The organism is Desulfobacterales bacterium, assembly GCA_034003325.1.
GTDB lineage: Bacteria > Desulfobacterota > Desulfobacteria > Desulfobacterales > JAFDDL01 > JAVEYW01.
The window spans coordinates 1-14,548 of the sequence record JAVEYW010000018.1; the positions used below are offsets into that span (position 1 = coordinate 1).

Annotated in this window: 11 protein-coding genes and 1 pseudogene; 6 read left to right on the top strand and 6 right to left on the bottom strand. The window is 50.2% G+C overall.

What is annotated here, in order from left to right; genetic code table 11:
* Positions 1-307: DUF1302 family protein (locus RBT11_16815; protein MDX9788442.1), on the bottom strand; the 307-nt coding region annotated here is incomplete at its 3' end.
* A 345-nt stretch (positions 308-652) separates the two neighbouring features.
* Positions 653-1,627, bottom strand: coding sequence for a hypothetical protein (locus tag RBT11_16820; GenBank protein ID MDX9788443.1), 975 nt, complete (start codon positions 1,625-1,627; stop codon positions 653-655).
* Between the two features lie 625 nt (positions 1,628-2,252).
* Between RBT11_16820 and RBT11_16825 the strand changes: the two genes are divergently transcribed.
* The gene (locus RBT11_16825) at positions 2,253-5,402 is read left to right on the top strand and encodes a sigma 54-interacting transcriptional regulator (protein MDX9788444.1); all 3,150 of its coding nucleotides are present in this window, start codon (positions 2,253-2,255) and stop codon (positions 5,400-5,402) included.
* Positions 5,403-5,424: 22 nt separating this feature from the next.
* Here RBT11_16825 and RBT11_16830 read toward each other — a convergent pair whose 3' ends face one another.
* Positions 5,425-5,847, bottom strand: a complete 423-nt coding sequence (locus tag RBT11_16830; GenBank protein MDX9788445.1) for a DUF1330 domain-containing protein — start codon at positions 5,845-5,847, stop codon at positions 5,425-5,427.
* Between the two features lie 194 nt (positions 5,848-6,041).
* Between RBT11_16830 and RBT11_16835 the strand changes: the two genes are divergently transcribed.
* Positions 6,042-6,710: a flavodoxin family protein gene (locus RBT11_16835; GenBank protein MDX9788446.1), complete on the top strand. Its 669-nt coding sequence runs from the start codon at positions 6,042-6,044 to the stop codon at positions 6,708-6,710.
* Between the two features lie 56 nt (positions 6,711-6,766).
* On the opposite strand, the pseudogene RBT11_16840 reads toward RBT11_16835, so the two are convergent.
* From RBT11_16840 to typA, 3 genes and pseudogenes are all read right to left on the bottom strand, one after another.
* Positions 6,767-6,856, bottom strand: a pseudogene (locus RBT11_16840) (DUF4160 domain-containing protein).
* A complete protein-coding gene (locus tag RBT11_16845; GenBank protein MDX9788447.1) occupies positions 6,849-7,133 on the bottom strand; it encodes a DUF2442 domain-containing protein in 285 nt (94 codons plus the stop codon). Before RBT11_16845 ends, RBT11_16840 begins: the two are co-directional and overlap by 8 nt.
* A 58-nt stretch (positions 7,134-7,191) precedes the next feature.
* Positions 7,192-9,036 (bottom strand): translational GTPase TypA, encoded by a 1,845-nt coding sequence (gene typA, locus RBT11_16850; protein MDX9788448.1) that lies wholly within the window; start codon positions 9,034-9,036, stop codon positions 7,192-7,194.
* 453 nt (positions 9,037-9,489) lie between these two features.
* Between typA and RBT11_16855 the strand changes: the two genes are divergently transcribed.
* The 4 genes from RBT11_16855 (at position 9,490) to tssK (ending at position 14,546) form a co-directional block, all read left to right on the top strand.
* Complete coding sequence (locus RBT11_16855; protein ID MDX9788449.1) at positions 9,490-11,628, top strand: hypothetical protein; 2,139 nt, start codon at positions 9,490-9,492, stop codon at positions 11,626-11,628.
* Positions 11,629-11,648: 20 nt separating this feature from the next.
* Positions 11,649-12,377: a hypothetical protein gene (locus RBT11_16860; GenBank protein MDX9788450.1), complete on the top strand. Its 729-nt coding sequence runs from the start codon at positions 11,649-11,651 to the stop codon at positions 12,375-12,377.
* Between the two features lie 237 nt (positions 12,378-12,614).
* Positions 12,615-13,157 (top strand): type VI secretion system lipoprotein TssJ, encoded by a 543-nt coding sequence (gene tssJ, locus RBT11_16865; GenBank protein ID MDX9788451.1) that lies wholly within the window; start codon positions 12,615-12,617, stop codon positions 13,155-13,157.
* A gap of 3 nt (positions 13,158-13,160) precedes the next feature.
* The gene (gene tssK, locus RBT11_16870; protein MDX9788452.1) at positions 13,161-14,546 is read left to right on the top strand and encodes a type VI secretion system baseplate subunit TssK; all 1,386 of its coding nucleotides are present in this window, start codon (positions 13,161-13,163) and stop codon (positions 14,544-14,546) included.
* The last annotated feature ends 2 nt before the right edge of the window (positions 14,547-14,548 follow it).

The window sequence follows — 14,548 nt, forward strand, 5'->3', positions numbered from 1 at the left end:
TCAAATCCGCCTCGGAAAGAAGATCAAACCGGTTCTGCACGATGCCTACATCAAAGTTCCGGTCCCCGTCATCGGAGTTGATGTCCCCGATCAGATTGCTCTCCGCGCCGTGCAACCGTTGCTGCAGCGTGTACCGGATCGTGTTGTCCCAGCGGATGAAAAGATCGTCATTCCCCGTTGGAATGTTGAACGCAACGGCACTGCCAATTCCCCAGGTCAATACCAGCAGCAGTACCCAAAACCCCGTAAAAAAGCTTTGCCTTCCGGCTCCTCCCTCATCATGCTTGTTTCTGCTGTTCTCTTTCATACTGAGCTCCTTCTCCTTTGGTTGGTTGTTGCCTTCGCTGAAACACAGCGGACAAGGCTTCCAGGCACCTTTTCTATGACTTTTCAGCGCCTTTCCGTTCCGCTAAAAAAGAGCGCCTCCAGATATGCCCCAAAAACCGAGCAAAATAAAAAATAGCTTCCGCCGCATGCCACCCGGATTATATTGGAAGAAACTGAAGCCCTCTGGTAAGCCTAATCCGGCAAAGCCGGATGCTGGGATGCATAAAAGCCATCTTTCACCTTCGGCGAATATACACGCAAAAACGTGCATGTTTCTGGTAAAGGGACTAAACCTGCATCGTCGGAAACTAACTGTATGAAGCAATCACCGGCCGGCCCTGAAATCCAGTCCCGCCAAACGATCAAACTGCCAGTTTTCCTGAGAGTGCCCATAACCAAAGCCTTTTCGGCCAACAGCATGCCACTCTACCATGCTGAGCTTTGCTTCGATGTTGCTGTAGCAAGACCAAGGATGCTGAGCGATGGTTGTACCGATCAGGACATGTTCAAAATCGTTGATATCGACAAAGCGCATCTCGTAGCCGACCGGAAACTGGCCATGCCGGATGGCTCGCGCCATGCCGGATTTGAACCCGCACACCCTCCCGTCGACGAGTGCATAACCATGGGCAAACTTAAATGCTTCCCAGCCCTTGGCCCACGGGTCTAAGCTAAAGATCGCCTGTACAGAGTAGTCCAGTCCAAAAACGGCATTAATCCAGCCCATGCCGCTCATAAGACGTTCGTTGCGCGGCCCCCAGCTGTGATCCATCAGTGTGACGCAATCGACCTCGAAACTGCGTCCACGGATTTTAGTCGTTCCGGTAACATGGGTGGTCATGTCGAAATGGTTCGAATAGGCAGCGCCAAAGCCGCTCTGATTGGGGTCTTTTGATGCAAGCGGGTCCATTGATGGGTCGCTGATATCAAAAGGTTCCATAATCCCCTTAACATGCCAATCGAACTCAGTATCGTCTATTCCCACATAGTGGATATGGTAGTCGCGTGGCTCATTGGATGTCTTGACACTCAGCCCGTTCGGCAAGCTATAGTCCTCAAGCTTCGCGGGCATCGGCAGATGTTGCTGACAATCCAAGTAGATGGCATCCATCGCATGATGGCTGATGCCATTGATTGCCCTGATATCGGAAACAAAGGCGCCCACGCCCGCACGCGCAATCGTGTAAACCCAGGCCGTAATGTTGGGTTCAGGGATATATATAGAAAAGAAATTGGTTTCTCCCCAATCATAGCTGACATCACTGGGTGTGTGAAAGCGAACATCCTCTGGACGAATCATGTTTTTTCTCCTTTATAAAATTAATTTTCTTCTTCGTTGTGGCATGAAGCTCAAGCCTTAAGACGTAAGCCAAAAAAGGTTTAAGCTAAAACAGCTTGCATCGCACGACAGTCTGTCTTCGAAAAATCAAAAATGTGTGACACAAGCTTTTTTATAGCAAATCGCATACCACAGTTGCATGTATTTGATATGATATGTTTTTGCTACATTATCAGGCAGCTGAAACATAAAGCACAATGCATTTTTAATCATTTCATCATCAAAACGACTTTGCATAATAAGGCCACAACCGTTGCTTTATCATATTGTTTTATATATAAATATGTTTCGGAAGGAAGCCGATTGCGGCTTGTTTCCGGGCGATTGTTTCATGGTTGTTATTTCAACATATAAAGTTGTTATTTAAACTTTTGCTTGATTTAAAATTGCATGGGAGTATGATTATAACATACGCATTCAACGCTTCATTACGGTCGCAGGCAAATGTATATTTGAGCAGGGGCGCAGGCAGTGCTTGAGCTATCCGTATTAGATGTCCGGCATCCCCGGAAAAAGCGATTTGAGGAACGTTGATATATAAACACCCCTACCAGCCAATGACACGACACCCTTAACCAGGAATCATATGATCTCTGATCTTCCCGACTTCTCACCGGTTCAATGGGATTTTTTATCGGTACTTGAAGCATTCGCATCGCCCCTACCGATCGATATTGTCGGAACCCTGGTTCCGCTTACAGCAGTATCTCTATTCGACCTGATGGAACGTGCCGCTCAGCTTAATATTCTTGAAACAACGAGCGGTCACGTCTTTGCATTATCATCGAAACTTCCTTCAATCATTACCGAAAAGCTTCAGGCCATCAATACACCGCTTCGGATTTCAGAAATGATCGACGCCTTGACCATATCCAACTTACTGGATCGGCTCGATCCCGAAATAATCGCCAAATTACTTTTGAAAGCGCAACGAGAAGAAGATGCGGTAACCATTCAGTCGTCATTAGCGGAAAAAGCCGTTCTCAGTCAGGACGTGAATACGGCCATTGTGTTCTTAAGACAGGCGCTTGAAGGAAGACATCTGCGTAACAGAAACTATTCGATCGATACGCAACTTGTTTCCCTCGTATTAAAAGTTTCCGATTTATGTTTTGCCAACGGGAAAGGCTTTCCTGAAGCCCTGTCACTCCTGCAGAAGACGTGCTTCATTTGCGAGGCAACAGGGGATAAACGTTCCCGAGCGATGATCGATATGCATATGGGAATGCATTTTTACCTCTTCAATATGTTCGATGAGTCCTTGAAAGCACTTTCAGCAGGCAAGCAGGCGGCTGAAGCGTTCGGCGACAACGATATTTTAAACTATGCCGCCGGGTACGTCGGGCTTTATTACCTGATACAAGGTGATTACAAAGAAGCACTGGCATATTTTGAAACGGCTGTGGAACAAAACAGGTTGCCGGGAAACGATGACATCAATCCGTTTGCCCCCGTGTTCTTCAGCCTGTCCGCCATGGCCTTTTACCAGTTTGATCGTGCGTTTACCATTCTGGATGTTTTTCATCGCAAGGCAGAGCAAAATAACCGATCGGGAGCCGCCGCCCTATTAAGGGCCGTTCTAGGGTATATCCTGATGAACCATCAAAAAGAAAAAGAGGCCTTATACCATCTATCCATCGCGCAGAACGCGGCCGGCGAGCAGTGTAACGCCTTTGCGCTGTGCTGGGTCAAGCTGTTTATGACGTATCATCAATTTATGATGGGTAATTTGCCGGAGGCCCGAAATGCGTTTATCAACGCCACGGATAACGCTGCAAAAGCCAATCTGGGCCTGCCGGTCGCCACATTTCCTTGGATTTTGGACATGCTTCTTGAATTTGAACGCCAAAATATTGCACCGGTTCCAAATTGCAGTCTTACCAACGCCATCGACATTATAATGAACGGGCCAAGCGCTTCCACCAAGGGATTGGCCATGCGAATTCTTGCCAAACGCGCCGTATTGAATAAACTCCCGGTCGGACAAATTTACTCTTACCTTCAAAACAGCCTAAAATACCTGGAACACACCGGGTTTATGGTCGAATTGTCAAAAACCCGAATAGAGATGGCCCGCCTTGAACTGTCAAAGGGAAACCGTGATCATGCGAGAGATTATGCGCAAGATGCATGGCGGGATTTGCCCGGGTATGCGGAACATGTTTTCCCGGATGATCTTCAGCACCTGATTGAGAATGTTTCTAAAGGATGGATACTTAAAAGCTTTATGTCACCGGAGGTTGTCTTTAACCGGTTTTCTACGATATTGGAAAAGGTTGTCCCGGCCTCCGACCTGAAAGTGCTGCTTCGTCGCGTGGTAACCGCCACCAATTGGTTTTTCAGCGCGGAGCGTGGCGGGTTTTTTTTATTTGAGGGGGACGTCAAAAAGGCCAAGGCGATACTCCTGGGCGCGGTCAATCTGACCGAAATCGAAACCGCCTCTCTAAATTTCAATACTTCGATGAATCTCATGATACAAGCGATTCAAAACGACCGCCCCTTGATCAAGAAAATTGCAATGGCCGGGCATTCAAAAATGATTCCGGTTCTTTGCATTCCCGTTAATCCGGGAGAAGGCCGCCACGGGGTTTTATACCACGACAACGCCGTTCTATCGGACTGCTTTGATTTTTTGGACGACCACGCGCTGAACCTTCTCAAAATCCACCTCAATGGTCTATGCCGCCAAATATGGGAATACTGCCGGTCGGCGCAAAGAAATAAAAATCTCTTATCGGAAGAAATCATAGAACAGGGCGCTGTCTTGAACAAAAGCATCATCGGACAAAGCCCGGTTTTTCAGGAGGTATTGAAAAAAGCCCGGCGCATCGCCGGTTCGGATTCCCCGATTCTGATCCAGGGGGAAACCGGCGCAGGCAAAGAAGTCATGGCACGATGGGTTCATAAACACAGCCCTCGCCGCAATAGCCCCTATGTTATTATCGATTCGACGACCATAGCGGAAAACCTGATCGAAAGTGAACTTTTCGGGCATGAAAAAGGTGCATTCACCGGTGCCGATCGTCAAAAACCCGGTCGCGTCGAACTGGCAAGCGGAGGGACGTTGTTTCTTGATGAAGTGGGAGAGCTGCCGCTTTCAATTCAAGCAAAGCTGCTACGAGTTTTGGAAGAAAAAACATTTACCCGGGTCGGCGGAAGTCGTGTTCATCAATGCGATTTTCGATTGATTGCCGCGACCAATCGTAATCTCGCCGCAGAGGTGAAGACCGGCCGGTTTCGGCAAGATCTGTTTTACCGTCTTAATGTGCTTCCGATAGAAATCCCCCCGCTGCGAGAAAGAAAGGAGGATATCGTTCTCCTGGCGCGGCACTTTTTGGAACTCGCGTGCAAACGTCTCAAGCGTTCTCAGCCTCCCATTACACCGGCCGATGTCTCGGCATTGCTCGCTTATCCCTGGCCTGGAAATATTCGAGAGCTGAAAAATATTATCGAAAGGGCGTCCCTTCTTTCAAGCGACCACCGTTTGGAATTGCAATTGACTGTGGCGCCGGAAAGCCGGCAAGCAAGCGCATTTGAGGATATGCCGACAATGTCCGAATTACAGCGCAGATATATCGCCCATGTATTGAAGGCAACCGGCCGGCAAATTGGCGGGCCGAATGGCGCAGCGAACGTTCTCGGAATGAATCGATGCACCCTTTACTCTCGAATGAAAAAGTTGGGTATGTCCTTGGATGATGAAAGTGACATCAATCTTTCCGCCTTACCTCTGTAAAACCTGCCATGCTGCCCGTGGTCTATGACTGAAAACTCGCCTTCCCCTCGATTACCGCCACAAGCCGAGAATCTTCCAACGCCGCGGTTCGATGAAACATGACCGCTCGATACGCTTCCGAAGACAGCATACCGAAAAAGGCCTTTCGAGACGGATATCGGACGATCAGCATATCATCCCATTGTTCGGTATCCGGGCCGATAATCGTCGCTAACGCGGTCCCCATAAAAATAACTTTCCCGCCGATTGATTTAACAAGGGGAAAAGAGTGTTTGGTGTAACGTAAATAAGCCTCCCTTCCGGAACAAGGCGTTTCGTTTTGATACCCTGAATGATCAGCAACTTGTCGATATTTTAACAAATTAAGCATCGTGATGGGGGAATCATCCATCGCCGGGCAATCCAGCACTTGAAGTTTTTCATCTTTAATCTCAACTGTTTTCATCCCCTCTCCTTTGCTCTGAAATCACATTATTTTTTTCCATATCATGCAGATAGTCTTCATTTCAACCGCCGCCGGCCAAATGGCTATTTGTTTAACATTGAATTGTTTTCTTTTTTCGTATAGTCATATAGGCGTTGTGCGTTACGCAACGCGCCTGATATATAAACCAATTCAACTTTGAGGGGTAGCGACAAATGCCGGAAACAGAAGTTTCGATATTGGGATTATCCGCCACCATTATAAAAGACGGAAATTGTGATGTGGCCGTACAGGAAGCGCTCAAAGAAGCGGGTAAAATGGATGGCGTAAAAACAAAGTTCATCAGCATGGCGGATAAACGGGTCGATATGTGCAAGGATTGTCAGCATTGCATGAAGCACGCAAGCCCGTGCAATGTGGATGATGATGCCAACCGGATACTTGAGGAGATGACGCGGGCCGACGGCATCATCTTTGGAACCCCTACCTGGTGTCGAACCGTGGCGCCGCCGTTGCTTCATTTGTTCTCAAGACTCAGAACCACCGCCTTTTTTACGCAAGCCTTGAGGAACAAAATAACCGGCCTGATTACAGTGGGTTTTTTAGGTCACGGCTTGGATTACACCTTGCAGACAATGGACGAATTCACCTATGGTCACGGCATGATACGAGCTGCCAGGGCGACGGTCATTTCGAGTTCGATTATTTTTGGCGGAAGACCCGACTACCTGGAACACGGGGTTTTGGATGACAAGCGCGGCATGCGATATGTCAAAATAGTGGGGCAACGGGTGGTAGAGTTGTCCAAAATGATAAAATACGCCACGGAAGCAGGGATTGCCCCGCCCACGAAATTTAATATCGCTACGGGAGGGTCCATGTGAGGCGGCAAGTGGCCCGAAAAAACTGAAAGGTGGCGGATATCGATTAAAGCCACGTTGCCGCTGTATTCCGCATGGAAATGCGGAGGGTTATGATCTTCAAAGAACATCTTGATGACGATTCCGAAGAAGCGACTGATTTCAGGCATAAATAGACTCGCGACGTAAGGCGGGAAAAACGTCCTCCGGTTTTTTCCCCGTAACTTTTAGGTACAAGGCGTCCGGGCAGAGATCAACTCTATCGAGCCAGATGAGCTCGCCGGATAAACCGATTCGGACCTGTTCGAAAATACGCGGGTCGAGCCATAAATCAAAAACACCTTTGCCGACCAGTTCGGAGAGGTCAACCACACCACATACACCGTCATCAAACGTCACTTCCAAACAATAATCTTCTAATACGGAAACCTTGGTGACTTTAACCATTGTGCCGTACCTCCTTTTCGCAATAAGATACCACGAAATGGGGTGTTTTGAAAATGGCTCATTTATCCTCCTTTATTTTAGGGGCGCGAAGGGTGTAGCGCTTTTGGGCGGATAAAATGGTTTTCCTCAGCCGAATTGATTTGGGCGTCACCTCCACCATTTCATCGTCCTGAATAAAATTGATGGCTCTTTCCAGGGTCATGGGCTTTACGGGCGCGAGGACCACGTTTTCATCCTTTCCCGAGGCCCGCATATTGGTCAGCTTCTTTTCCTTGCAGGGGTTGACATTGATATCATTGTCCCGGTTATGCTCACCGACGATCATGCCCTCGTAAACCGGTGTTCCCGGTGGAATCAGAAGCTGTCCGCGCGGCTCCAGGTTAAATAACGCATAGGGAACCGAGACGCCGGTCCGGTCTGAAACAAGCGAGCCGGTAAATCGCTGGGGAAACTCCCCCCGATAGGGCTCGTAACCTGAAAAAATGGAATTGAGAATGCCGGTGCCCTTGGTGTCGGTTAAAAATTCATCCCGGTATCCGATGAGGGCTCGGGACGGCACAGAGAATTCAACGCGCACGCGTCCCCGGTTGTTATTGACCAGGTTCACCATCTTGCCCTTTCTGAGCGATATCTTTTCGGTGACAATGCCCATGAATCGCTCATCGCAATCCACAAAAAGAAATTCGATCGGCTCCAGGGTTTGTCCGCCCTCTTTCTTCAAAATTACCTTGGGGCGACCGACACAAATCTCAAAGCCTTCCCGCCGCATGGTTTCAATCAGAATCGCCATCTGAAATTCACCCCGCCCCTTCACGATAAAGGACTCGCGATCCTCGGTCTCTTCCATCTGAATCCCGACGTTTCGAAGCGTTTCGCGAACCAGTCGCTCCCGAATCTTGGCGGATTGAACAAAGCGGCCTTCTTTTCCGGAAAAAGGTGAGTTGTTGATGGAAAAGCGCATGGACACCGTGGGCGCGTCCACGGAGATGCGGGGCAACGATCTCGGATTTTCCTTGGCGCAGATGGTATCACCGATCGCCACATTTTCAATACCCGCCAGCACCACGATGTCTCCGGGTTCGGCCCCATCGACTTCCACCAGTTTCGGGCCTTCATAGCATTGAAGTTTCGATATCTTGAGGGGATTCAAGCGGCTCGACTCGTCGATGCAGACCATGCTCTCATTAAAGCGCGCTTCCCCGTTGAACACCCGGCCGATTGCCAATCGGCCCAGGTAATCCGAATAGCTCAGATCCGACACGAGCAACTGGAAGGGATGACCCGCTTCATGGGTAGGCGCCGGGATTTTTTCGATGATGGTGTCAAAAAGCACGGCCAGGGACTCGCCCGGCTCTGTCAGGCTTTTTTGCGCAATGCCGTCACGCCCGTTGGCATACAGAAGGGGAAACTCGAGTTGCTCATCGGTCGCGTCCAGATCGATAAACAGGTCGAAAATCTCCTCCAGCACCTCAGCAGGCCGCGCATCGGCTCGATCTATCTTGTTGATCACCACGATCACCTTTAAACCGGCCTTGAGCGTCTTTTTCAACACAAAGCGCGTCTGGGGCAGCGGCCCTTCGGAAGCATCCACCAGCAGCAGGGCGCCATCGGCCATGGATAGCGCGCGCTCGACCTCTCCGCCAAAGTCGGCATGCCCCGGCGTATCGATGATGTTGATCTTGACGTGTTTCCAGCTAACGGCGCAGTTCTTTGCAGCGATGGTAATTCCGCGCTCCCGCTCCAGGTCCATGCTGTCCATGACGCGCTCATCGACTTGCTGGCCGGCCCTGTAAAGCCCACTCTGGCGGAACATGGCGTCCACCAGCGTTGTTTTGCCATGATCAACATGAGCGATAATGGCAATATTACGAATGTTCGGATTGGTGACTCGTTCGGTTTCCAACTATTTTTTATCCTTTAGCTTTTATCTATTTTCTATAGTGCATCTTTTTACCAAAGACGCTTCTATCTCTCGGGTTAATTTGTGCCCCTTGATAGAGCTTCGCCATGATAAGGTCAACCTTCTTTTAGATGAATAGCGAAAAAACGGCCCGACTTTCCGCATCCCCATTCCCGGCAATCGCATTTTAATTTAAAAATTCAGCATGCTGAAGGCATTGTAATATAAAATACGCCTTATTTTCACCCGTATTTGTCCTTGACATTTTTTTTCTATCGCCTAATATATACCATATCTAACTGGTTTTTTTAAGTTTTTTAATAATTAAACCCTCTTATGACCGGCATTCGGACCCTGTCGAAATCGCAGATGAACCGAAATACGGCAAGCCCGGCTTAACCCTACGGAGCCATTTTTATTCATTGACTTTAGACAGTTCGGTAAAGGGAATTTCTTTTGAATCAGAATCCATTTACGCCCTCTCTGCTCCCCTACATTGAACCAAAACGGGTCGGATTTTTTATTGATCTGACAGGCGAGGCACGGTTACCCCATACCGCGAAAACAAGAAAGCGTTTCCCCTTCAGCAGGTTAAACGACAGCTCCCCCTTGACCAGCCTGTTGCGGGCCGATATCGTTTCGGACGGCGGCAGTTGCGTTCAACCGGTATTTCTGCTGGTCCAGAAAGACAATTATCGCTTTCAACCAAGTGAACTTCGCCCGCTGACCAATTCGGACATCGAGGCGTCCTGGCAACAAGCGCACCTCTTTTTTTCCGCGCAGGAAGCAAAACAGACCGACCCTGACGCATTGAGTCAATCTCTCATCCAACTGGGAAACGCCGATGCGGCAGATGGCCGTCGATCGGCTTTCCAGTCTCTTTTTTTCTGCAGCCATCGGCATCTGTTTTTCCATCCCCCCTGTCCGAGATGCGGCCGGCCGCTTTCCCTGTGCAAAGATGAAACGCTGCTCGCCGGCCAGGGTCTTGAGGCCTATGCATCGTCCTTGCGCCGCTACCTTCATTGTTCGACCTGCCCTGCCACCATGGAAGGAAACGGTTTTTTCGGATTGACATTGAACACGGCAGACCCGCCCGGCGTTCAGGACTGCAGTGGGTTAATTGCGGCCTGGCGGCGACTGCTGGCGAGCGGTGTTCCGCTGAATGAATTTCCGTGTACCACCTGTCCGGAGAAAGAAACCTGCCATGGACCGGATAATTTATCGGCGGCTCGAATCACGCCCTTTGGGTTTTATCCGTTTCATATGCTGGTAGTTAAGGCCATGACGCTCAGCGCCGCTGATTTTCTGGCACTGGTTGCAGGGGCGAACAGTGAGGAACTGGAGACTCACCTTCGGAAAGCAAATGTACCGGCAAGACTCGCGAATTTTCAGGAGCAGAAACACCGATTCGACCGCAACGATTTTTTCTTCTTTGCGGGAACGGACAACCATTTTCTTGAAGTGCTCTACCTGAAATTGTCCTTTTTATACGAGATAGCGGCCTGCATCAACACAAGGCAGACACCGCTTGACATGCATGCAGCCCTGGAATGTCTGTGGGTGAACATACCCACTCAAAATCGACTGCTGCCCGCGCTGTGGAATTTTTCGGCCGCATATTTCGACATCGGGTTGACGGACCGGGTATCAGCCGCCCTTCCGGTGCTGCTTCCGGGTCAAGCCACTTATCTTTTGGGCGTTATCTGGTTTTATGTCCTGCTGGCCAATCGAATGCAATCCGCGGCCGATATTATCGCGGCCCTATCAAAAATCTCAGCCAGCCCTAACACCTTAAATCAACCATCACCCAACGACCCGCTCAACCAAAAATCCCCCGTATTTTCTCCGGAAAATATATTTTGGTCGCCGGATGCGCAGCGGTTGAAACACCTCCCTGCACAGTGGCGCGCCATGTGGGAAAATTCTTTATCGTTGGGCCGGGCATTATTGACCCTTGACCGACAGGAAGCCGCCGATTGGTCTTCTTCCCGCCTGCAACAGGATATCGACGCGCTTAGAAATGAAATTAAAAGAGCGCTTTTCACCGTGACTGCGGCGCCAAAACCAACCGAGGCCGTTCCGGGCGAAAATCAAGCCATTCATGAAATCCTGATGCGGATCATTCAAAAAGAAGCTGCATTTAATAAACCTGCATCTTCTGCCACACCGATAGAGGATGAACCGGAAGCTGAAACCATCATGATACGCGGCACGGCGGGTCAAGACACGCCACGGGAAACGATTGCGCCTTCATCAGATTCACGCGAAGAAGAACTTGCCGAAACCGTAATCCTTTCCAAGGGGACACCGGTTCATCCGCAACCGCGCGAAACAGTGATTCCGAACCATATTCACCGCGAAGAAGCGCTTGCCGAAACCATCGTCCTTTCTCCCACGGGCGGGAAAAATCAGCCCGAAAGGATAATCGATGCATCGCCGGATGAACTGCCCGAAACCATCATTATCTCCCGTTCCTCATCGGCAGATAAAAAAGCGTCAAACCCGGCACCACCACCCGAGATGAACAACACCGGGCCGGATGATGGAGATGATATATTATCCGAAACCGTTATCCTGCGCCCACCCCAAAAATAAAGGAAAAATACGGACCCCCTATGAATCAAACGCCCTCAATAGACCATCTCGCCGATGATATTCGCCAAATATACAGGGATGATCCCGAGCGGGCTGCGGCGGTCATTGAAACCTATCTGGCGCATCGGCTCACCGATTTGCCGGAAGATGCAAGAAAATCATTCTATTACGCTCTGACCGGCCGATTTGCCCCCTCCCCCCCGGATACACCGGCACCGGAAACCGACATGGAAGAAGAAGTCCTTACCCGGATTTTCTCTCTGTTGCTGGGAAGGGAAATTTCCGCGGACAACCTCTCCCCCCGGGAACTGATGGAACGGCTTTCCGAATCGCTGAGCACGATATTCGCCACTTTAAACCGGCTCATACAAAACATCAACGCCACGCTGTTGGGCGGCGCCCCGGGCGACCAAACGATCCGCCATGTCATCGGCCAGCAAATGCAAGGCGGTGAAGCACACGAGACGCTTGAGGCATATCTGGGCCGAATCGACAAAGCCTTTTTCGTCGCGCATCAAGCGTTCCGGCAAGCCGCCCATACCACGGTATTAAAAATTCTTCGGGAGCTGGACCCGGAAAAAATCGCTTCTGAAGCCGGCCAGGGACTGAAATTCGGCCCGTTGAAAAAAGCCGAGTATTTCGATATCTATGAAGCCAAATTTTCAACCTTAAAAAAGTGGTTCGAGTCGGGCCGTTTCATGGAGGATTTGTTGCGGGAATTTGAAAACAACTGCCGGATGAACCATTAGCCGGCGTCCATCCACTATAAGCTGTGAGCTGTCAGCTATGAGCTATGAGCTATCAGCTATCAGCTATGAGCTATCAGCAACCCAAAAAGACATGGAACCAAACATTTAAGATGCATAATGAAACGAAATACGGTATAAGTATAGCTTCACTATCGTCCTTTTTACCTTTGTATGAGACATTCAAGCCAGGTCCGGATTCAACAATAGTCGTCTAAGTCATTTGCGAAGGAGGTAAAATTGAACAAGTCAGCAGCCACCCTCACCATTCTCATGAGTTTTTTCCTAATCGTTTCCTGCGCTTCCCGGCCGCCCCTCGCGCCGCCGGAGTGGCGGTTTGAAAAAGATGCGGTCAAGCTGACCTTCCAGGCGGACCCCAACCTCAATCTTTATAATAATATTTCGCACACGCTTCAGCTTTGCGTCTACCAGCTCAAGGACCCCAACGGTTTCAATCAACGCGTCCAAACCGAAGACGGGCTTTACAGTCTGTTGGCGTGTTCGCTCTTCGATGCCAGTGTTGCAAATTTCAGGAGCGTGATCGTCCGGCCCGGCGAGAATATTTCCTTTGCGATGGATCGTGCGGAAGGCGCCAAATACATCGGCATCGCGGCCGGCTATGCGGAAATTGAAAAAGACCGCATCACCCGTCTTATCGAAATTCCAGCCGTTATTGTTGACGAAGGGGGCGGTTTCAGTAGTCGGCAGGTTGCAAAACCGGACACCATTAATCTGAACCTGCGGCTTGGCCCGCTCCAGATCGAAACCGGCACGGGAGAGTAGCGAATGGAAAGACCCTTGTTTTGGCATCAGGGCCTGTTTTTACAGCCTCAGCACTTTCAACTGGAAGGCCTTCATACGCGAGCGCTGCTGACCCCTTTTCACACGCTGTTAGCTCCCCATTTCTGGGGCGTTGGGGAAATGAACATTCAAAAATCCGCGCTGGGTAATCGCACGTTCAGTCTGCTTAAAGGCGAGTTCATATTTCCGGATGCCACCCACCTCACCTTTCCCGGAAACGCCCTGATAGAAGCCCGTTCTTTTGAAAAAGACTGGGAAGATGGCGGTAAACCCTTAAGCGTGCTGCTCGGAATTCGAAAGTGGAACACCACCGGTGAGAATGTCACGGTGTTGCCCAATCTTGAGGACATCTCCGGCGTCACGACTCGTTTTGTGACAACCGCGGACGCCGAGGAAGTCATCGACCTGCACCAGAGCGGCCCTTCGGCCCAAGTCAAGCACTTATACTATGTCCTGCGGCTTTTTTGGGGAAATGAGATCGATCAACTCGGCGACTTTGTGCTGTTGCCGATCAGCCAGTTGGTCCGCACCGGGGAAGAAATCGGTTTCGCACCCGGTTTTGTACCGCCGAGCCTCACGCTCACGAGCGACGAAACATTGCTGAAATATATCAAGGAAATTCGGGATGAAATCTTCGCCAGAACCCGTCAGCTTGAAGCCTATAAGAAATCACGCGGTATTCATACCGCAGAATTCGGCGCCAGGGATATGGTGTACCTGCTGGCGTTAAGATCGCTGAACCGGTATGTCCCGCTGCTGCACCATTTTACGGAAACCAGGCAAGTTCACCCCTGGCAGGCTTACGGCGTGTTAAGACAAATCGTTGGCGAGTTATCCTCCTTTTCCGAGGAGGTCTCCGTCATGGGGGAATTGTCGGACAGCACCCAATTGCTCATGGGCTACGACCACAGGCGCATTGGCGATTGCTTTTCCGGCGCCCACGACCTGATCATTCGATTATTGAATGAAATCACCGCCGGGCCCGACTATATGATTCCGCTGCTTTATGACGGCACCTATTTCGCGGCGGATCTCAATCCGGCCGTATTCAGCGGCGCCAATCGGTATTATCTGGTGTTTGAAACCCAATCGGACCCGCAGGGCCTGCTTCAGTCCCTTGAAACCGCTGGCAAGCTCGGCGCCAGGGAATCCCTGCCCCTTTTAATCGCCCGGGCACTTCCGGGCGTCCGGTTGGATCATCTCGTGCTGCCGCCCCAGGAGTTGCCCCGCCGTTCCTTTTCCATCTATTTTCAGATTGACCATCACAGCGACCTGTGGAGCCGTGTGGAAAAGTCCAACAACCTGGCGCTGTATTGGGATACAGCGCCGGAAGATCTAAAAGTCGAATTAATGGTGGTCGGGAGGTCCTAACC